General features: G+C 36.9%; 16 protein-coding genes. 12 read left to right on the forward strand and 4 right to left on the reverse strand.

Features of this window, described 5'->3' with window-relative positions; genetic code table 11:
* Positions 1-47 precede the first annotated feature (47 nt).
* The 3 genes from AC07SW_RS00400 to arcC are packed head-to-tail and all read left to right on the forward strand — an operon-like array spanning position 48 to position 3,149.
* Positions 48-1,310 carry a YlbE family protein gene (locus AC07SW_RS00400; protein WP_034569769.1) on the forward strand — a complete coding sequence of 421 codons (1,263 nt, stop codon included), beginning with the start codon at positions 48-50 and terminating at the stop codon, positions 1,308-1,310.
* Between the two features lie 19 nt (positions 1,311-1,329).
* Positions 1,330-2,193 (forward strand): oxamate carbamoyltransferase subunit AllH family protein, encoded by an 864-nt coding sequence (locus tag AC07SW_RS00405; RefSeq protein WP_119908030.1) that lies wholly within the window; start codon positions 1,330-1,332, stop codon positions 2,191-2,193.
* An 11-nt stretch (positions 2,194-2,204) separates the two neighbouring features.
* The gene (arcC, locus tag AC07SW_RS00410) at positions 2,205-3,149 is read left to right on the forward strand and encodes a carbamate kinase (RefSeq protein WP_494632061.1); all 945 of its coding nucleotides are present in this window, start codon (positions 2,205-2,207) and stop codon (positions 3,147-3,149) included.
* Between the two features lie 43 nt (positions 3,150-3,192).
* On the opposite strand, the gene AC07SW_RS00415 is transcribed toward arcC, so the two are convergent.
* Entirely contained in the window at positions 3,193-4,818 is a 1,626-nt protein-coding gene (locus AC07SW_RS00415) for a PucR family transcriptional regulator (RefSeq protein ID WP_034569763.1), read from the reverse strand.
* 195 nt (positions 4,819-5,013) lie between these two features.
* On the opposite strand from AC07SW_RS00415, the gene AC07SW_RS00420 reads away from it, so the two are divergent.
* The gene (locus AC07SW_RS00420) at positions 5,014-6,222 is read left to right on the forward strand and encodes a pyridoxal-phosphate-dependent aminotransferase family protein (RefSeq protein WP_135023588.1); all 1,209 of its coding nucleotides are present in this window, start codon (positions 5,014-5,016) and stop codon (positions 6,220-6,222) included.
* A gap of 96 nt (positions 6,223-6,318) precedes the next feature.
* Here the strand turns inward: AC07SW_RS00420 and allB are convergent, their stop codons facing one another.
* From allB to AC07SW_RS00435, 3 genes are all read right to left on the reverse strand, one after another.
* Positions 6,319-7,671, reverse strand: coding sequence for an allantoinase AllB (allB, locus tag AC07SW_RS00425; RefSeq protein ID WP_135018519.1), 1,353 nt, complete (start codon positions 7,669-7,671; stop codon positions 6,319-6,321).
* A gap of 1 nt (position 7,672) precedes the next feature.
* Positions 7,673-9,133: an allantoin transporter gene (locus AC07SW_RS00430; RefSeq protein ID WP_135018520.1), complete on the reverse strand. Its 1,461-nt coding sequence runs from the start codon at positions 9,131-9,133 to the stop codon at positions 7,673-7,675.
* Between the two features lie 182 nt (positions 9,134-9,315).
* Complete coding sequence (locus AC07SW_RS00435) at positions 9,316-10,122, reverse strand: LssY C-terminal domain-containing protein (RefSeq protein ID WP_034569753.1); 807 nt, start codon at positions 10,120-10,122, stop codon at positions 9,316-9,318.
* A gap of 249 nt (positions 10,123-10,371) precedes the next feature.
* Between AC07SW_RS00435 and lspA the strand changes: the two genes are divergently transcribed.
* The 8 genes from lspA (at position 10,372) to carB (ending at position 20,638) form a co-directional block, all read left to right on the forward strand.
* Positions 10,372-10,830 carry a signal peptidase II gene (lspA, locus tag AC07SW_RS00440; protein WP_494632062.1) on the forward strand — a complete coding sequence of 153 codons (459 nt, stop codon included), beginning with the start codon at positions 10,372-10,374 and terminating at the stop codon, positions 10,828-10,830.
* A gap of 21 nt (positions 10,831-10,851) precedes the next feature.
* Positions 10,852-11,760 (forward strand): RluA family pseudouridine synthase, encoded by a 909-nt coding sequence (locus AC07SW_RS00445; RefSeq protein WP_034569748.1) that lies wholly within the window; start codon positions 10,852-10,854, stop codon positions 11,758-11,760.
* Between the two features lie 192 nt (positions 11,761-11,952).
* Complete coding sequence (pyrR, locus tag AC07SW_RS00450; protein ID WP_272947520.1) at positions 11,953-12,498, forward strand: bifunctional pyr operon transcriptional regulator/uracil phosphoribosyltransferase PyrR; 546 nt, start codon at positions 11,953-11,955, stop codon at positions 12,496-12,498.
* Between the two features lie 237 nt (positions 12,499-12,735).
* Positions 12,736-14,037: a uracil permease gene (gene uraA / locus AC07SW_RS00455; RefSeq protein ID WP_135018521.1), complete on the forward strand. Its 1,302-nt coding sequence runs from the start codon at positions 12,736-12,738 to the stop codon at positions 14,035-14,037.
* Between the two features lie 45 nt (positions 14,038-14,082).
* Positions 14,083-14,994: an aspartate carbamoyltransferase catalytic subunit gene (locus AC07SW_RS00460; RefSeq protein WP_119908037.1), complete on the forward strand. Its 912-nt coding sequence runs from the start codon at positions 14,083-14,085 to the stop codon at positions 14,992-14,994.
* Positions 14,995-15,084: 90 nt separating this feature from the next.
* Positions 15,085-16,371 carry a dihydroorotase gene (gene pyrC, locus AC07SW_RS00465; RefSeq protein ID WP_463684599.1) on the forward strand — a complete coding sequence of 429 codons (1,287 nt, stop codon included), beginning with the start codon at positions 15,085-15,087 and terminating at the stop codon, positions 16,369-16,371.
* Between the two features lie 3 nt (positions 16,372-16,374).
* Positions 16,375-17,463: a carbamoyl phosphate synthase small subunit gene (locus tag AC07SW_RS00470; protein WP_034569735.1), complete on the forward strand. Its 1,089-nt coding sequence runs from the start codon at positions 16,375-16,377 to the stop codon at positions 17,461-17,463.
* Positions 17,456-20,638 (forward strand): carbamoyl-phosphate synthase large subunit, encoded by a 3,183-nt coding sequence (gene carB, locus AC07SW_RS00475; RefSeq protein ID WP_485441646.1) that lies wholly within the window; start codon positions 17,456-17,458, stop codon positions 20,636-20,638. Before AC07SW_RS00470 ends, carB begins: the two co-directional genes overlap by 8 nt.
* Positions 20,639-20,648 lie beyond the last annotated feature (10 nt).

Raw genomic sequence — 20,648 nt, forward strand, 5'->3', positions numbered from 1 at the left:
AATCAAAAATGAATCTAGGTTAAATTATTTAGGAGGTAAAGGATATTATGACTTATCAAACAATTGACGAAGCAAATAAAGCTGTTGCAGCAAAAGTAGTGGCATCTTCTCCCTTTTTATTAGATGTGGTGCCAGCAAAAGAAGTGATTCCAGTATTAAATGGAAAAGTTTTACTACATGCAGGTCCTCCAATTAAATGGGAAAATATGCCAGACCCAATGAAAGGCTCTTGTATCGGAGCTGTTTTATTTGAAGAATGGGAAACTACAGAAGAGGACGCACGTACGTTACTAGAACAGGGTCACATTGAATTTATTCCATGTCACCATGTTGATGCTGTTGGACCAATGGGGGGAATTACCTCTGGAAATATGCCCGTTTTTGTTGTAGAAAATAAAACAGATCACAATGTAGCTTACTGTACAATGAACGAAGGAATTGGAGCGGTACTACGTTTTGGAGCTTACTCAGATGAAGTTATTACCCGCTTACGTTGGATGCGTGATGTTTTAGGACCAGTATTAGGAAAAGCTATCCGTACTATTGAAAATGGGATGAACTTAAATGTTTTAATTGCAAAAGCAATTGCAATGGGAGATGAATTCCACCAACGTAATATTGCAGCATCCCTTGCATTCCTTAAAGAAATGGCACCGATTATTGTTGGTTTAGATATTGATGAAAAAGAACGTCAAGAAGTCATCAAATTTTTAGCAGATACGGATCAATTCTTCTTAAATATTATGATGGCCGCAAGTAAAGCTATTATGGATGGCGCCCGTATGATTCAAGAAGGAACAATTGTAACCGCAATGTGCCGGAATGGAGAAAATTTTGGTATCCGAATTAGTGGAATGGGGGACGAATGGTTTACAGGTCCTGTTAATACTCCGCAAGGTTTGTACTTTACTGGTTTTTCAGGGGAAGATGCTAGTCCAGACATGGGAGATAGTGCCATTACTGAAACTTTTGGAGTTGGAGGAATGGCGATGATTGCAGCTCCTGCTGTGACTCGTTTTGTTGGGACAGGCGGTTTTAATGATGCTCTAGCTATCAGCAATGAAATGTTGGAAATCGTGATTGATCAAAATCCAAATTTCCCAGTTCCTACGTGGGATTTCCAAGGTATTTGTCTTGGAATTGATGCTAGAAAAGTAGTTGAAACAGGAATTACTCCAGTAATCAATACTGGAATCGCTAATATTAAAGCTGGAGCAGGACAAATTGGGGCTGGAACAGTTCATCCACCTGTTGAATGCTTTGAAAAAGCAATTGTTGCTTATGCTAAAAAACTAGGTATGAAAATCTAAATAAAGTGAGGCGCATCAGATGTTAGTATTCTATCCTCAAAAAAAATCAAGTTATCTAAAAATTTTTTTACATGAAAACTCAACTTGGAGAGTTCACAGTCTTTTTAAAAATGGTTTGAATTTATCAAATGGGGAGGATTTGCTCTTTATAGGGACAAATAAAAATGGGGAGTTGCCTTTTGCAGTCCATTTAACACTTACTCATACTCAAGAATTAATCCAGCAACTTCATTTAAATCAACTATTTATTTTTAAAAACAATAAGTGGCTTAGCGAGAATGAGCAGATAAAAATTTCATTAGATTATACCATTGATTTTTGTTCAAAAGGAGAAATAGTAACATCTGTTGATTTTTTTCAAATTGAAGAGCTAAAACGCTCCGTTAATAACTTGTCAGGGAAAAATGGGTTTGGGAACAAACTGCCAATGAATCTTGAGTTGGAAGGATACGACGAACGATTTACAAATGCTTTTAATCAATTACAAAGTAGTGATAAAAATCAGATAGAAGCTGGGCTACGTTATTTTATAGGCCGCGGTGAAGGGGAAACACCATCTGGAGATGATCTTCTAGTTGGTCTGCTAAGCGTTGATACAGCCTATCAAGTATTATCCCAAAATGTTAGAAAGCAATTAAACCTGCTATTATCCACCGAAACCCTTACAACTGACATTGGCAAAGCCTATTTAAAAGTAGCCCTTTCAAATCAATTCACTACCACAATTAATGACTTATTAAGTGAACTGAAAACTAGACAAAAAAATAATACTCAATTGAAGTACCTTATCAATCAACTATCAAAAACTGGGCATACTTCTGGCTTAGATACATTGACAGGAATTCTACTGGGGTTATTTATTAAAGAAAAACAGCAATATTAGGAGGAATAAGAGTGGGGAAACGTGTTGTAATCGCACTTGGCGGAAATGCCATATTGCGTCCAAATCAAGAAGCAACTTATGAAAATCAATTAAAAAATGTACAAATTAGTTCAGATTTAATTGCAAATGTAAAAAAAGCAGGTCACAAAGTGATTGTTACTCATGGAAATGGGCCTCAAGTTGGCAATATTTTACGTCAAAATGAAGAAGCAAAAGCTGTTGTTCCAGCTTTACCAATCGATGTTTGCAGTGCTGAATCCCAAGGCTTTATCGGGTACATGATGGAACAAACATTAAAAAATGCACTTCAATTAACCGGTGAAACTGCTGGAGTAGTGACTCTTGTCACTGAAACTGAAGTTGATCCAGCGGATAGTGCCTTTCAAAATCCAACGAAACCTATTGGTGTTTTTTTCACAGAAGAAGAAAGCAAACAACTAGTAGCTGAAAAAAATTGGGCCATGGGAGAAGACGCGGGTCGTGGTTATCGTCGTTTGGTTCCTTCACCTAAACCAATTAAAATTCACGGAGTTGAAGCAATTAAAACCTTAATCGAACAGAATCAAATCGTCATTTGTGCAGGTGGAGGCGGAATCCCAGTTATTCGAAATCAGCAAAACTTATTAGAAGGTGTGGAGGCTGTTATTGATAAGGATCGTTCTGCCTTAACATTATCTGAACAAACAGATGCAGATGTCTTTATGATTTTAACAGATGTTCCTAATGTTTATTTAAATTACGGAAAACCAAATCAATTAAAATTAGAAGAAGTTGCTCTTGCAGATGCTGAAAGATATATGAGTGAAGGACATTTTGCAGATGGAAGTATGGGACCAAAAATGGAAGCTGCGATTGCATTTGCAGCTGGCGGAAAAGAAGCTATTATTTGTTCGTTAGATGAAGCTGTAGCAGCCTTAGCTGGTCATGCAGGGACAAGAATTGTTCCAAATAAATAAGAACAAAAACCTCCAAAAATCTTGGAGGTTTTTGCGTTAGTTGTTAGTCATTTTTAGGCTCCGAGAGAACCAATGCAAGTCTTACTTTTAATGAAAAGTCCGGATCGTTGATTGGCATTTGAAATAAGTCTTCACACTTTGCTATGCGATATTTTACGGTATTACGATGGATAAATAACCGTTTGGAAGTTTCAGTAATTTCACACTGACACTCCAGATAGACTTTTAATGTTTTCCGTAGTTCAATTAACGTTTCTTCTTTAGGAAAAGCTAGCGTTTTTAAGTAAACAGCGCAAAAATGTTCAATTTCTTTTTTTGGCACGTATTCTACCAATTTGTTGATTCCTTTTAATTGGTAATGATTTAAAATAGTACATTCATGTAACTTGTTTTCTTGTTGTTGCAGGATTTCTAAAGCTTCGTTATATGAAAAATGCAAAGCTGATAATTCAGAAACTGTATTTCCAATAAAAAAGCTTAAATGAAGAGGCAATAAATGTTTTAATTTATGGTGAATTGCTTCTAACTGTTTGGTCATTTTGGCTGTAGAGTCCTGCAATAGAATCCCATAATAATTTGAATTTTTTATTGGAAATAGTAACGCGTTTGGAAGGACTTCTTCCAGCTGTTTTTCCAACCATTGATAGGCTAAATACGATTGATTTTTTGGGGGCACTTGATTTTCAAGAGTTAACTGAATTGTTGCTAAAACTATTTGATAAGAAGTAGACGACTTAAGTCCATAATCTTTTCCATACTCTAACCAGTTGAGCATTTTTTCATTATTGCTTAGTTCAAGCAGTTGTTGAAAGAAATCTTCTCGTAATATCAAATTACTTTCTAACAATTTTTGATTTTTATATAAGGTATAAGATAACACAATATTTGCTTGTTCAATTGCAAATTGTGAAAAAGGATAAGGAATTTGATCTGCTTTGAAAATAACTAATAAATAAGGGAAATATGAACCTGTTTGAACTGGGAATACAGAAACTAAAAGCTGCTGTTCGGCATCACTTTCTAAGATAAATGAGTATTCTTTCCCTAATTTTTGCGCCTCTTTAAGTTTAGGAATCATTTTATTAAAATGAGCCTCTAAAATGTGAGGTTGTTGTTTTAAGTGTCTGGATTCAGCAACAATTTCAAGAAAAGAGTCCACTAATAAAACAGGACGTTTTAAAATTGAGCCTAAGTGACGAATTAAAGAAGCTAGCGTTGCGTCCTTAATCATCATATTCGCAAATTTCTTTTGAATATCCAATGCATAGTTGAGTTTTTCTGTTTGTTGATCCCAAATATAAGACAACAGTTGATGAGAAATCGTTCCTAAAGTAACGGTACTCGGAATTTGGAGGATAGGAAACTGAAGCTTATCTGCAAATTCAAGTACCTTTGGGTCAATTTCATCAATAAAGCGACCTAGTTTGATTCCAATACCAGCTGCAGGTAAATCATGCAAGCTTTGAATCATGCTACACAAACCAGCTGGATCATTTTCAAAGACCATCGCAGTTGTAAGTAAAAATGAATTTTTAGGTAAAAAAAGCGCTACATCAGGTGTTTCTGATATTTCAATGGTATCAACTACTTTTGATAAATCCGCCTTTTTATTTAATGTATGAATGGTTGAAAAACGTGGAATTGTCAAAATTTCCCCTAGTGTAGTCATAAAATTAGTTCCCCCATATCTTAAAAGAATAGATAGTATTATTCTATCGATAGTAAATTAAAAAGTCAATCGTTATTTTAGCTGTTTTGAATATAGAATTAAACATCTATTGTATACTTTGAATAAAGAATCACAAAGTCCTTTGTTTTATAATAGAAAGTAGTAGAGATTGTCAAACTTTTGGGAGGTATATCAATGATTAAAGAACTTTCAGTACCGAAAAGAACCATTATGACACCAGGTCCAGTTGAAGCAGAGCCAAGAGTTTTAAGAGCACTTGCAACACCTATTTTAGGGCAATATGATCCAGCTTTTTTTGAAATTATGGGAGAAGTTTCAACATTATTGAAAACCCCTTTTGAAACTAAGAATAAACAAGCTTTTGTTGTTGATGGAACGTCAAGATCTGGTTTAGAAGCAGCTATGTTTGGCTTAATAGAAAAAGGCGATCGTGTCTTGATTCCTGCGTATGGTCGTTTTGGCTACTTGTTTGTTGAATTAGCAGAACGTGCAGGAGCAGAAATTAAGTTAATTGAAAAAGAGTGGGGAGAAACTTTTGAACCAACAGAAGTTATTGACGCTATCAAAGAATTTAATCCAAAAATAGTAGCCATGGTTCATGGTGAAACTTCTACAGGTCAAATCCAAGAATTAAAAGAAATCGGTCATTTTTGTCGTAAAAATGGATGTTTATTTTTAGTTGATGCAGTGGCAACTTTTGCCGGAGCACCAGTTAAGGTTGATGAATGGTGTATCGATATTGCCATTGGTGGCACTCAAAAATGTCTTAGTGTTCCCTCAGGGATGGCGCCGATTACTTATAATGAGCGAGTGGAAGAATGCTTAACTGATCGTTATCAAATGGAATTAGGATTATCAGATCAATTTAGAAATGACCATTTTATCCAAAGTAATTACCTTGATTTGAGTCAAATTCAACGCTATTGGGGAGCAGAGCGGATTAATCATCATACCGAAATGACTTCCATGATTTATGGTATTCACGAAGGCTTAAGAATTGTTCAACAAGAAGGGCTTGAAGCTCGATATGCACGTCATCAATTAAATGAGAAAGCAATGATGGAAGGGCTAGTTGCTATGGGCTTGACGTTATTTGGCAATCCTAAAAGTAAGATGGTGACAGTTACTTGTGTGGAGATTCCTGAAGGGGTTGACGGTGAGGCTGTTAGGGAAACATTATTAACTGAATTTGGCGTTGAAATTGCAAGTTCTTTTGGTTCATTAAAAGGTAAAATTTGGCGTATTGGCAATATGGGATACAGCAGCCAAAAAGCCAATGTCTTGCAAACTTTGGGCGCTCTTGAAGCGGCAATTTTATTACATGGTGGAAAAATTCATGTTGGTAAAGCCGTTGCAAAAGCTTTAGAAGTTTATCACCGTTAAATTTAAAAAACCTTTAGAAAGTATTTTTTCTAAAGGTTTTTTTAGTTTCAGAAAAAAAAGAAATACCTTTACTTAAAAAGGTATTTCTTTTAACTGTCATTTTAATAAAAAGTGACCAGTAGCTTCTTTAAATGCTTTTGTTTGTTTATCGTAAATCGTTTCGCCACGTAAAATGGTTCTGACAACTTGACAACCAATTTCTCGTCCAATATATGGACTAATTTTATTTTTATATTCTAAATCTGATTCTTTTAGTGTATAAGGTGCTTTTGGTTTAATAAATGTAAAATCTGCATCTTTTCCAATCGCAATACTGCCTTTCGTTTTCAATTGATATAAATTTGCTGGAGCCGTAGCAATTAAGTCCGCAAATTGAGTTAGTGACATTCCACGTTTTTGAACGGCTTCATCAAAAAGAATATCCACATTATTTTGTAAACCAGAAATACCTCCCCAAGCAGTAAAAGCATTTCCAATTTTCATTTCAGGAGGGCAGGGAGAGTGGTCAGATGTAACAAAATCAATTTCGCCATTAAATAATTTTTCCCATAGTAATTCTTGATTTGCTTGATCTCTTAATGGCGGTGCACACTTAGCACTCATGCCAATTTCAGCAAATTGTTCTTGATTGAGAGCAAAATAGTGAGTACATGATTCGCAAGTCACTCGTTGACCAGCTTGTTTAGCTTTTGTGACTTCTGAAATCGCTTCGGGCGTACTTAAATGGCAAATATGAATTTGACAATCGGCAATTTTTGCTAAATAAATGGCTCTGCGAACGGCTTCAACTTCTGTAAAGGGTGGTCTTGATGCTACATAATCATCCGTTGATGTTTGTCCCTTACGTTGAGAAACTTTACCTAGTTCATCACAAATTAACGCATTTTCTGCGTGAATAGCTAGTAAACTGTCCATTTTAGCAATTTTTTTCATTCCAGCAAAAAACGAATAATCGTCTACATTTTGAAAATCCGTTGGTTCATCAGGAAAACCACAGGTGGCTAAGAAGCATTTAAACGCAACGACACCTTCTTCATCTAAATCCTCTAAGTCCTCTAAATTATATGGAACAAGTCCACCAAAAAGTGCGACATCCATGGAAAGTTTTCCCTTAGCCGCATCAAATTTCAGTTGCAATGTTTCACGACTAGTAGTGGCAGGAAGTTGATTTAAAGGCATTTCAATAAAGGTAGTCACACCACCTTTAGCTGCAGCTTTTGTCCCTGTTTGGTAACCTTCCCAGTGAGTACGACCAGGTTCTGAAATATGCACATGAGCATCCACCATTCCAGGTGAAACAATCAATTTTCTCGCATCAATCGTTTCAGTTCCTTGTGTTAAATCTGCTCCAATGGCTGCAATTTTTCCATCCTTAACAGCAATATTGGTGACAATTGCTTGATCTTCTAAAATGACTGTCCCGTTTTTAATTAGTAAATCATAATTCATTTTATTTCCTCCTTATATTGGTTGATGATTTGAAAATTAAAATAGAAAAACTATAAAGTACAAAAGCAGATACACTGCCAATCATCCACGAGAAGCCAGAAAGAATAGATAAACTTGGAATGATTTTCCCTGTAAAAGATAGGACGGTAGAGAAAAAAGTGATACTTAATGCTAGCCAATTGATCCCACTTTGATAATAGCCCGTGGTTCCTTTTGTGACATAAAGTTTATCAAGCACAAGAGTTTGCTTGATTGCTACAAAGTAATGAGCCAACATTACACCTAAAACAGGCCCTAAAATACCACCAATAATTTCTAAAAATGTATAAATACTTGCTTGATTTTCCATTAATTTCCAAGGACAAATTAAAAAACTAATAATGCTAGCAATTAAAACACCTTGTTTATATGAAATCTTTTTTGGAAAAGTAGCTGCTAATTGATAGCCAGCAGGTATAATATTTCCTGTGGCATTTGTTGAAATCGTTGTTAAGAGTAAAACTAGTGTTGCAAAGGCTGTAGCTGCTAAGTGATCCCATTTCGTCACGATATCTAAAATATTCCAAGTATCTACACCATAATGAATACTTGCGCCAGCTAAAATCGTGACACTTGAAAAGGCAAACAAGCCATAAGAAAGAACTAGTCCCGCAAATTGACCAAAGGCCTGACTTTTGAAACTCTTAGCATGTTGTGTAAAATCAGAAGCACTAACGCCAGGAGCTGCCCAAACAGCAAGATTTGCGTTAATAATCATAAAGAAAATGATAAGTGGGGCGTACTCTTTGGAAATCTGTTGTGGTATATAGGCTAAAATTTCGGATAAGCCTCCACCAATATTTAAAGCCCAAATTGTCATTCCACCAAACAATACATAAATTAAAGGATTAAGCAGTGCTGTGAACTTATTTAGAATTGCTCCACCACCTAAGCCAATCATTAAATTTAAAGACCAAAAGATAGTAAATGCAATTAAACCAGGCATTGTAATTCCTAAAAATTGAAAATCACCACCAAGGCTTAAAAAAGTAGGCCAAATTTTTCCGATTAAAATGAGCAAAGCCAATGAGCCCGTGTAGGTTTGCAAGCCATACCACATAATGGCAGCAATACAGCCTCTTAGAATGCCAGGAATCAATGCTCCTTTTTCTCCATAGGAAGCACGCAGTGACATTGCAAATGGAATTCCATATTTAGAACCAGCCTTTCCATTTAATATCATCATGCCCGCAATTAAAATCGAACTAAAAAAAATCGCCAACATAATGTATTGAGGAGCAATTCCTAAGAAAAAAAAGCCACCAACAGCTACATAATTGGGAACATTGTGTACGGATCCCATCCATAAAGTAAAGTAATTAAAAGTTCCCCACGTTTGTTGTCTTTTTGTTTTAGGAAGTAAATCAGCTTGATAGCCTTTATACTTTGAATTTTTTAAAGGCTTTTGATTATCTTCTAACATAGCATCCCTCCTAAGTAAGCGTTATCATCATAAATATAACATGACAAATAAACGAATTCTTTGGATGAAGCGGACAAAAGGAAAAAATGTCTTTAGCTAGAATGAATAGTTTCGATAAAAAAATCGTTTATTTGAACAAAAAAACCTCTACATAATTACATAGAGGCCAAGAGTAAATTCATTCAACTAGATTTTTCATTCTTAATTGTGATGAAGGGCAAGGCACCATCCGTATGGATACGATCGCCACCACCGTTACGAGCATGATAACTACTTGTAAAATGAGGAACAACTTCAATTGCTTTAACAAACGTTCCTTTTTTTAAACAATCGATAACAAAATCCCTTTCGTGGTCTACGTTTGCATCGATTTTATGAGTGATTTGTCCGGTAAATAAAGACAAGCCTACATGTTTATCATAGGTTGCAGCACCTAACCAATCAGCCGTTTTCCCGCCTGGCAAATGCCAATCTTTTGGTGTTTGCCAAATTCGTATATGATGTCTTTTTCGGGGGTTGCCATCAATTTCCATTTCAAATGCCAAATCCTGTTTTCTAGAAAATAAAAATAGTGAGCTGACAGGTGCAGTAGGGTAAGATTTACCTAAAATACTTGAAAGAGTAATTTTCCATGAACTACGAATAGAAAGTGGGTCTGCAATATGCCAACCGCTAGCTTTAAAAGCCGCAACCAACTCTTTTTCAGTGCCATAAAAAGCCAAATTGATTGGGTCACCTAGTAAACCATCATTTGTTTTAGTTCGTCCGATAAAATAATCGGGGACATAAAATTTTGTTAATAAACGATTTAACCAGGGAAGAAAAAGATACGCTGTAAATGCCCAAAAAACAATGTAAATAAAAATATGAATTTTTTTTGTAAGAATGGATGCAAATAGATTTTGATAAATCATAAAGGCTATCAAACAAACAAAGATAAATTTAATGGTTCTAAGACAACCATTTAGTACATTTTCATACCACTTCAAAATAGACTCCTCCTTTAATCTCATTTTACTAAGTATACCGTATTAGGCGTTGCATTTAAAAGCAATAGCTTCGCTAGATTGTACCTGTTCATTGAACCAAATACTAAGATAACAAAATATTTGCAAAAAAAATCAATTTTAAAAAGTTCATGATAAAAAAACTATCCCTAAAGCAATTAATAAGGTAGAATAGGAAAGATAGGAACAATTTTATATTTTAAATGAAAGTTTATAAAGTGAGGTTAAAAAATGATTTATTATTATCTATTAGCCCTAGTGGTCCTGATAGTAGATCAAGTGACAAAATATTTGGTCGTACAAAACATTGAATTATACCAAGTAAAAGCATTTTTACCCGGTGTTTTATCTTGGATGTACATTCAAAATACAGGAGCTGCATGGAGTATTTTAGAAGGACAAATGTGGTTTTTTTACGTGATTACAACCGTCGTGATCATTGGTGTTCTCTATATCATGCAAAAGTACGCTAAGGAAAGTCGCTTATTTTCAATGGGATTAACCTTGATATTAGCAGGCGCTTTAGGAAACTTTATTGACCGCATTCGATTAGGATACGTAGTGGACATGGTTCGTGTTGAACTATTTGATTTTCCGATTTTTAATGTAGCGGATATGTCGCTTAGTATTGGAGTAGCCTTGATTATCGTCTATGTTTTATTAGATGAGAAAAATAAAAAATTAGCTTAATGGAATGAGGAAAAGAAGCACATGACACAAATTTATACATTTACAATTAACGAAGAAAAAGGTAGAATCGATAAAGTTTTAGCAGAATTACTTCCCACTCATAGTCGTTCACAAATTCAACAATGGGTAAAAGAGGGAGCCGTTTATGTAAATGATGAAGCGGTAAAACAGAATTATAAAGTCAAAGCAGGGGACCTTATTCAAGCAACAGAACCAGATGCGGTTCCCTTAGAGATTATTGCAGAAGACATTCCTCTTGATATTGTCTATGAAGACGAAGATGTAATGGTCGTGAATAAACCTCAAGGAATGGTGGTTCACCCATCAGCAGGCCACATGACGGGAACCTTAGTAAACGCCTTGATGTATCATGTAAAAGACTTGTCTGGAATCAATGGCGTGATTCGTCCAGGTATTGTCCACCGTATTGATAAGGATACTTCTGGCTTGTTAATGGTTGCTAAAAACGATCAAGCCCATGAAAAATTAGCTGCACAATTAAAAGATAAAACCTCTCTGAGAGAATATGTAGCTTTGGTTCATGGCGAAATTCCACATGAAAAAGGAACCATTGATGCACCAATTGGCAGAGCAAAGGAAGATCGTAAAAAGCAAGCAATAATTGACGATGGCAGACCAGCTGTGACCCATTTTACAGTTATTGAACAATTTAGTGATTTTACTTTAGTCACATTGAAATTGGAAACAGGAAGAACCCATCAAATTCGTGTTCACATGCGTTATATCGGTTATCCTATTGCAGGAGATCCAACATATGGGCCAAAGAAAACCTTAAAAGGGAACGGGCAGTTTTTACATGCGAAAACATTAGGCTTTAAACACCCTACAACAGGTGAATTTTTAACCTTTGAAGCACCGCTACCAACAATATTTGAAAATACTTTAGAAGAATTAAGAAATAACAATTGACATCTCCTTTAAAATTAGGTATTCTTAATTCAGTTAAAAATTTAATACTTTCCTTTAACAATAGTCCTGTGAGGCTAAGAAGGAGCATAAGTAAAACTAGGAATAGTTTTACACCTCAAAGATAACATTGTGCCCTCTTACTCTAACTAGGTAAGAGGTTTTTTTTCGGGAAAAATTAAGGAGGCGATGAACGTGATTCAAAAGGAAGTTGAAGTAGTAGATGAAGCAGCGATGAAACGGGCCTTAACTCGTATCACCTATGAAATCATCGAACGGAACAAAGGAATAGAAGATTTGGTTTTAGTCGGAATCAAAACAAGAGGGATTTATGTGGCTAAACGCATTGCAAGTCGATTAAAACAACTGGAAGGCGTGGAAATTCCAGTCGGAGAACTAGACATCTCATTATATAGAGACGATGTTCACACAAGCGACGGACGAGATCCAGAGCTAAATGGCTCACACATTCCGGTTTCAATTGAAGGCAAGCAAGTCATTCTAGTTGATGATGTTTTGTTTACTGGTCGTACGATACGCGCCGCTTTAGACGCACTGATGGATATCGCAAGACCACAAAAAATCTCATTAGCAGTCCTTGTAGACAGAGGACACAGAGAATTACCGATTCGAGCTGATTTTGTTGGGAAAAATATTCCAACCTCATTAGACGAACAAATTAAAGTCGAAGTCGAAGAAATCGATGGATTAGATAAAGTATCCATTAAAAAAATTAACTAATAAATCGAATAAAAAAGAATCGTGAAACTTTAACTGAGTCCAGAGAGGCACAGAAGGTCACCATAATGAATTGAATGTTTTGGAATCTCTCGTTTTAGATGAAAACAGGGAAACTTTAGCAAATTCAATGATTTAAAGAACCTGGGAGTCTCACATAGACCTTCAGGTTCTTTTTCTTTACAAAAAATGCATTGAAGTCACTTAATGTTGACTTTTAAAAACGAGGAGCAATTAAAAATGTCAGTTAAAGAAGTTAAAAGAAATCCAGATGTTGTCTTAGATATTCATGAAAAACCACCGGGGATTCAATGGTTTGGGTTAAGTTTGCAACACTTGTTCACCATGTTTGGAGCTACTGTATTAGTGCCCATCTTAGTTGGCTTAAATCCAGGAATTGCCTTAGTAACATCTGGGTTAGGAACGTTACTTTATATCGGAATCACAAAAGGAAAAATCCCTGCTTATTTGGGAAGTAGCTTTGCTTTTATTACACCTATGCTTATGGTAATTAAAAATGGAGGTGGCTATCCTGCAGCTTTCCAAGGAGCCCTTTATGCTGGACTCGTTTACTGGATTGTTGCTCTAGTCATCAAAATGATCGGATCGGATTGGTTAGACAAAGTTCTACCACCAATCGTTGTAGGACCCGTTGTGATGGTAATCGGACTAAGTCTTTCAGGTACAGCGGCAAACCAAGCCATGTATATTGGAGCTACAGCTGCTCCTGAAAATTATAGTGTGACTTACATTTTAGTCGCACTTGCAACACTAGCGATTACCATTATTTGCAACATGTATTTAAAAGGATTTCTAAGTTTAATTCCGATTTTAATCGGTATTGTTTCAGGCTACGTCATCTCGTTAATGGTTGGAATTGTTGATTTATCAGGAGTCGAAGCAGCAGCATGGTTCCAAGTTCCAAACTTCCAAATCCCATTTGTTTCATATAAACCAGCCTTTTCACTAGCTGCTCTAGCTACGATGGCGCCAATCGCCTTTGTCACAATGAGTGAACATATCGGTCATCTGATGGTATTAAATAAAATCACCACACGCAACTTTTTCAAAAAACCAGGTTTATCAAGAACGATCTTTGCTGACGGTTCTGCAACAATTCTAGCTTCACTACTTGGTGGACCACCTGCAACAAGTTATGGAGAAAACATTGGTGTCTTAGCATTAACAAGAGTGCACAGTGTCTTCGTTATCGGAGGAGCTGCAACTTTAGCCATCCTGTTTGGATTTATCGGCAAGGTTAGCGCCGTTATCTTAAGTATACCGGGGCCAGTTATTGGCGGCATCAGCTTCCTATTATTCGGAGTCATCGCTTCAAGCGGCTTAAGAATCTTGATTGACAACAAAATTGATTTTGATAAAAAACGCAACTTGATTATCGCTTCAGTTATCTTAGTCATTGGAATTGGCGGTGCGTTCCTAGAATTTGGTTCGCTAACCCTTTCTGGTATGAGTTTAGCAACAGTCGTAGGAATTATTTTAAACTTAGTATTACCAAAGCAAGCAAAAAGTGAAACCAATTAATACAGTCTAACAGCAAGCAAAACATTTAATGGAGGGGAAAATCATATGACAACAACTATTCAAAAATTACATTTAGAGAATCTTGTATCTGTTGAAGCACTATCAAACAAAGAGGTAATGTCCTTAATCAAACGCGCTGGAGAATTTAAAAAAGGTTCCGTATACGCGCCGCCAGAGCAAAAATATGCAGTGAACCTTTTTTTTGAAAATAGTACCCGAACCCATAAAAGTTTTGAAATGGCTGAAAAAAAATTAGGCATTGATATCATTGATTTTGAAGTTTCTACTAGTAGTGTGAATAAAGGAGAAACCTTGTACGATACCGTCTTAACAATGGATGCCTTAGGAGTTGACGTCGCTGTTATTCGACACGGAGACGAAGCTTATTATGAAGAATTGATTGCTAGTACCGGAATTAAACTAGCCGTCGTAAACGGCGGTGATGGAAGTGGACAACATCCAAGCCAGTGTCTGCTAGATCTGATGACAATTTATGAAGAATTTGGCCGTTTTGAAGGATTAAAAGTAGCCATCGTAGGCGATTTAACCCATTCAAGAGTAGCCAATTCTAACATGCAAATGTTAAAACGATTAGGAGCAGAAGTCTATTTTTCAGGTCCAGAAGAATGGTATGATCCAGCTTTTGACGAATTTGGCACCTATCTTCCAATAGATGAACTTGCACCACTTGTTGACGTCATGATGTTGTTACGCGTTCAACACGAACGCCATGAATATTATGGAAACTTTTCAAAAGAAAAATACCTTGCAATGCACGGATTAACAGAAGAAAGAGAACAAAAAATGAAAGAAATGGCGATTATCATGCACCCAGCGCCTGTTAATCGCGATGTTGAACTGCAAGGAACGTTAGTCGAGTGTGAGCGTTCACGTATTGTTCAACAAATGACCAATGGTGTGTATACAAGAATGGCAATTTTAGAAGCAGTTTTATAAAGAGATGAATCAGCAACAGGTTCGATTGTTGAATTTGTTGCTGATTTTATGCGAATAAAAAAATTTGGAATGGAAAGAGGCGGTTTAAAAATGATCACATGGATAAAAAATGCAAAAATTCTGACACACAATGATACATTAGAACCTATTGAATTGCTAATTAAAGACACTAAAATCGAGGCAATTGGGCTAGAGTTAGAAAAAATAGGCTTAACAGCAGATACTATCATTGATGCTAAGGGAAGTCTAGTGACACCAGGCTTAGTAGATGTCCATGTTCATTTAAGAGAACCAGGATTCACGTATAAAGAAACCATTGCTTCAGGAAGTTTAGCGGCTGCACGAGGAGGATTTACAACGGTTTGTGCAATGCCGAATACCAATCCGGTTCCAGATACACCAGAAAAATTCGCTGCCATTCAACAAAAAATTAAAGACGATGCGGTTATAAAGGTGTTGCAATATGCACCCATAACAACAGGTTTGAAAAGTCAGGAGCTTGTAGATCAAACAGCATTAATTAAAGAAGGCGCGTTTGCCTTTACAAATGATGGAGTTGGAGTTCAAACGGCAGGTACAATGTATTTAGCCATGGAAGAAGCCGCAAAAAATAACGTAGCCATCGTCGCTCACACAGAAGATGATTCCTTATTATTTGGAGGCGTCATGCATCAGGGTGCCATGTCTGAAAAACTAAATTTACCAGGGATTTTAAGCATTACCGAAGCGTCTCAAATTGCTCGAGATGTGTTATTAAGTGAAGCAACTGGAGCTCATTATCATGTCTGTCATGTTTCAACAAAAGAAAGTGTCCGAGTGATTCGCGAGGCAAAACTAGCTGGAATTCACGTAACTGCAGAGGTTACTCCCCATCATTTACTACTCTGTGAAGACGATATACCTGGAGACACTGGCATTTATAAAATGAATCCACCATTGAGAGGTGAAGACGATCAAGCAGCTTTACTTGAAGGATTATTAGATGGAACACTTGATTTTATTGCAACGGATCATGCTCCTCATGGCAAGGAAGAAAAAGAAGCTTCTATGTTAACGTCACCCTTTGGAATTGTCGGTATCGAAACGGCTTTTGCTTTAATGTATACCCATTTTGTAAAAACGAGAATTGTAACCTTAAATCAACTGATTGAATGGATGAGCACCAAACCAAGCGACGTTTTCAAATTAAATTCAGGAAGATTAGCTGTTGGTGAAACAGCCGACTTAGCCTTTTTTAATCTTGAGGAAGAAGAAGTCATCGATGCAGCTGATTTTAAATCACTAGCAAGCAACACACCATTTATTGGATGGAAGGTATCAGGTTTAACAGAAATGACTATGGTTGACGGGAAAGTGGTATATACGAAAGGGGCATAATCAATGAATCGCTTATTACTATTAGAAGATGGCACAATATTTAAAGGAAAAGGTTTTGGAGCGCCACAAGAAGTAACAGGAGAAGTGGTTTTTACAACCGGTATGACGGGTTACCAAGAAACGATTACCGATCAGTCCTACAACGGTCAAATGATTGCTTTTACATTTCCCCTTGTAGGCAATTACGGCATTAATCGTGACGATTTTGAGTCCATTGAACCTACCTGTAAAGGCGTTATTGTAAAGGAGCATGCGAGAGTTGCGTCGAATTGGCGTAACCAAATGACCCTAGATGAATTTCTAAAAAAACGAAACATTCCAGGGATATCCGGAATTGATACAAGAAAATTAACTCGTCTTTTAAGAGATAAAGGAACGATTAAAGGCATGATTACGAATGATACAGAGGATCTGGAACATGCTTTTGATCAATTAAGAGCGACTGTGTTGCCAACCAATCAAGTCGCTCAAGTGTCAACAACAAAAGCATATCCAAGTCCCGGAAATGGTCGAAATATTGTTGTGATTGATTTTGGTCTTAAGCACAGTATTTTAAGAGAGTTAAGCAATCGCGACTGCCACTTAACGGTTTTACCTTATGATACAGATAGCCAAACTATTTTAGATTTAAAACCAGATGGCGTGATGTTAACAAACGGACCCGGAGATCCAAAAGATGTCCCAACAGCGCTAGAGATGATTCGAGGGATTCAAGGAAAGGTTCCGATTTTTGGAATCTGTCTAGGACACCAACTGATTGCACTAGCTAATGGAGCCGATACGTTTAAATTAAAATTTGGTCACCGTGGTTTTAATCATCCAGTAAAAGAGATTGCGACTGGACGCATTGACTTCACCTCTCAAAATCATGGGTACGCAGTAAATGATAAAACAATAGCTGGAACTGATTTAATTGTTACCCATACCGAATTAAATGATGGAACAGTTGAAGGAATCAAACATCGTTATCATCCAGTTTTCAGTGTTCAATTTCATCCAGATGCAGCACCCGGGCCACATGATGCTGTTCATTTATTTGATCAATTTATGGAATTAATCGATGCTGGAAAGGAGCAACAGTCTGATGCCTAAGAGAAGTGATTTAAAGAAAATATTAGTAATCGGTTCCGGACCAATTGTCATTGGACAAGCAGCAGAATTTGACTATGCCGGTACGCAAGCCTGTTTAGCATTAAAAGAAGAGGGGTATGAAGTTGTTTTAATCAACTCAAATCCAGCAACTATTATGACGGATCAAGAGATTGCAGATAAAGTTTACATTGAGCCGATTACCTTGGAATTTGTATCTAGTATCCTTAGAAAAGAGTTACCTGACGCAATCGTACCAACCTTGGGAGGGCAAACTGGCTTAAATATGGCGATGGAGCTAGCGAATTCAGGGATTTTAGAAGAGTTATCCATTGAATTACTGGGGACAAAATTAAGTGCAATTGACCAAGCTGAAGACCGCGATTTATTTAGGCAATTAATGCATCAACTTGGCGAGCCGGTTCCTGAAAGTGACATTGTTCATACGGTTGCTGAAGCGGTTAAATTTTCAGAACAAGTCGGATTTCCATTAATTGTTCGACCTGCTTTTACCCTAGGTGGTACAGGTGGCGGAATTTGTGACAACTTAAAAGAACTGGAAGAAATCGTAGCCAATGGATTAAAGCTTTCACCTGCTAATCAATGTTTAGTCGAAATGAGCATTGCAGGATTTAAAGAAATCGAATATGAAGTGATGCGAGACAGTCATGACAATGCGATGGTTGTGTGCAACATGGAAAATTTTGATCCAGTTGGGATTCACACAGGGGATTCGATTGTTGTTGCTCCAAGTCAAACGTTATCTGATGTCGAGTACCAGATGTTACGAGATTCTTCCTTAAAAATTATTCGTGCCTTGGGAATTGAAGGAGGGTGTAATGTTCAGTTAGCCCTTGATCCAAATAGCTTCCAATATTATATTATCGAAGTTAATCCAAGAGTGAGTCGTTCTTCCGCACTTGCAAGTAAGGCTACTGGTTATCCCATTGCTAAGCTAGCGGCAAAAATTGCAGTTGGGTTAACATTGGATGAAATGAAAAATCCAGTGACTGGAACAACCTATGCGCAATTTGAACCGGCATTAGATTATGTGGTGACTAAAATTCCAAGATGGCCTTTTGATAAATTTGAAAATGGCGATCGTAAACTAGGAACCCAAATGAAAGCAACTGGTGAGGTAATGGCAATTGGTCGAACAATTGAAGAGTCCCTTTTAAAAGCCGTGCGCTCTTTAGAAATTGGAGCCCTTCATGTTTCAATCCCTGCTGCAAAAAAAGTCAGTGATGAAGCATTAGTTGAAAAAATGATTAAAGCTCAAGACGATCGTTTGTTTTATTTAGTAGAAGGAATTAGACGAGGCTACACAATTGAAGAATTAGCTGAATTAACGAAAATCGACTTGTTTTTCTTAGACAAATTGTTGCATATCGTAGAAATTGAAAACGAACTACAAGCCCAACCAGAAAATATAGCTACTTTGAAAATGGCAAAAGAGTATGGTTTTTCAGATAGTGTCATTGCAGAGTTATGGCAGAAAAAAACGAATGAAGTAGCCGAATTACGCTACCAAAATGAGATAGTTCCCGTTTATAAAATGGTTGATACTTGTGCAGCTGAGTTTGAATCTACAACGCCTTATTTTTACAGCACCTACGAAGAGGAAAATGAAAGCATCATTACTGAAAAAGAATCGATTCTGATTATCGGATCTGGTCCCATTCGAATTGGACAAGGAGTGGAATTTGACTACGCTACGGTACATTCGGTTAAAGCTATCCAAAAATTAGGCTATGAAGCCATTATTATGAATAGCAATCCAGAAACAGTTTCAACGGATTTCTCAATTTCAGATAAATTGTATTTTGAACCCTTAACAGTTGAAGACGTGATGCATGTCATTCGATTGGAAAAACCAAAAGGTGTTATCGTTCAATTTGGCGGACAAACGGCAATTAACCTTGCTGAACCCTTAACCAAATTAGGCATTCATATTTTAGGAACAAGCGTGGAAGATCTAGATCGAGCTGAAAATCGAGATTTATTTGAGCAAGCCTTACAAGAACTAAACATCCCACAGCCTCTTGGTGCAACTGCATTAAGTACAACGGAAGCTGTCACGATAGCCAACGAAATTGGGTATCCTGTCTTGGTTCGACCAAGCTACGTCTTAGGCGGACGAGGAATGGAAATTGTTGAAAACCAAAAAGACTTAGAAAACTATATGGGAAATGCTGTAAAAGCTTCTCCAGAGCATCCCGTTTTAATCGACCGCTATTTACTTGGAAAAGAATGTGAAGTCGATGCCATTAGTGATGGAACAGACGTATTGATTCCAGGAATTATGGAGCATATCGAGCGAGCTGGTGTCCATTCTGGAGATTCGATGGCCGTTTATCCGCCACAACAATTAAGCGAAGCGCTAAAACAAAAAATTGTTGATTATACCAAACGATTGGCGATTGGATTAAATTGTATCGGCATGATGAATATCCAATTTGTTATTTTCGAAGAAGAAGTTTATGTCATAGAAGTAAACCCACGAGCAAGCCGAACAGTGCCTTTTTTAAGTAAAGTCACAGGTATTCCAATGGCACAAGTAGCAACCCATTGTATCTTAGGAGAGTCCTTAGCTAAACAAGGTTATCAAAGCGGTTTATACCCAGAATCGAATCGTGTCCATGTAAAAGCGCCTGTCTTTTCATTTGCCAAACTGCTTAGTGTAGATACAAACTTAGGACCTGAAATGAAATCTACTGGCGAAGTTATGGGAACGGATAAAACACTTGAAAAAGCCTTGTACAAAGCTTTTGAGGGAAGCAACCTTCATTTAGCTGATTACGGAACCGTCCTATTCACCATTGCGGATGAAGATAAGGAAGAAGCTGTCATATTAGCCAAACGTTTTAATACAATTGGGTACCAAATTATGGCAACTACTGGGACAGCTAATTATTTCAAACACAAAGGCATTCAAGTAAAAGAAGTGGATAAAATCTCAGCAAATGAAGACGAAAAAAATGTGTTAAATGCCATCAGACAAAATCGTTTGCAAGTGGTTGTAAACACAATGGGACGGGATAAAGAAGTGCAAACTGACGGCTTTTTAATTCGCCGTGAAGCAGTTGAACATGGGGTACCGTTGTTCACCTCGTTAGATACGGCTAACGCTATTTTAAAAGTCTTAGAATCACGCTCATTCGATACAGCACCCTTATAGTCAAACTTGT

The sequence above is a fragment of the Carnobacterium sp. GW821-FHT04C06 genome (assembly GCF_059420345.1).

Bases quoted from the DNA above. Each gene is read 5' to 3' on its own strand.
- AC07SW_RS00460 (WP_119908037.1), top strand. From the start codon at position 14,083: ATGACAACAACTATTCAAAAATTACATTTAGAGAATCTTGTATCTGTT.
- AC07SW_RS00415 (WP_034569763.1), bottom strand. From the start codon at position 4,818: ATGACTACACTAGGGGAAATTTTGACAATTCCACGTTTTTCAACCATT.
- AC07SW_RS00420 (WP_135023588.1), top strand. From the start codon at position 5,014: ATGATTAAAGAACTTTCAGTACCGAAAAGAACCATTATGACACCAGGT.
- AC07SW_RS00470 (WP_034569735.1), top strand. From the start codon at position 16,375: ATGAATCGCTTATTACTATTAGAAGATGGCACAATATTTAAAGGAAAA.
- uraA (WP_135018521.1), top strand. From the start codon at position 12,736: ATGTCAGTTAAAGAAGTTAAAAGAAATCCAGATGTTGTCTTAGATATT.
- AC07SW_RS00430 (WP_135018520.1), bottom strand. From the start codon at position 9,133: ATGTTAGAAGATAATCAAAAGCCTTTAAAAAATTCAAAGTATAAAGGC.
- allB (WP_135018519.1), bottom strand. From the start codon at position 7,671: ATGAATTATGATTTACTAATTAAAAACGGGACAGTCATTTTAGAAGAT.
- AC07SW_RS00400 (WP_034569769.1), top strand. From the start codon at position 48: ATGACTTATCAAACAATTGACGAAGCAAATAAAGCTGTTGCAGCAAAA.
- lspA (WP_494632062.1), top strand. From the start codon at position 10,372: ATGATTTATTATTATCTATTAGCCCTAGTGGTCCTGATAGTAGATCAA.
- AC07SW_RS00405 (WP_119908030.1), top strand. From the start codon at position 1,330: ATGTTAGTATTCTATCCTCAAAAAAAATCAAGTTATCTAAAAATTTTT.
- AC07SW_RS00445 (WP_034569748.1), top strand. From the start codon at position 10,852: ATGACACAAATTTATACATTTACAATTAACGAAGAAAAAGGTAGAATC.
- carB (WP_485441646.1), top strand. From the start codon at position 17,456: ATGCCTAAGAGAAGTGATTTAAAGAAAATATTAGTAATCGGTTCCGGA.
- pyrC (WP_463684599.1), top strand. From the start codon at position 15,085: ATGATCACATGGATAAAAAATGCAAAAATTCTGACACACAATGATACA.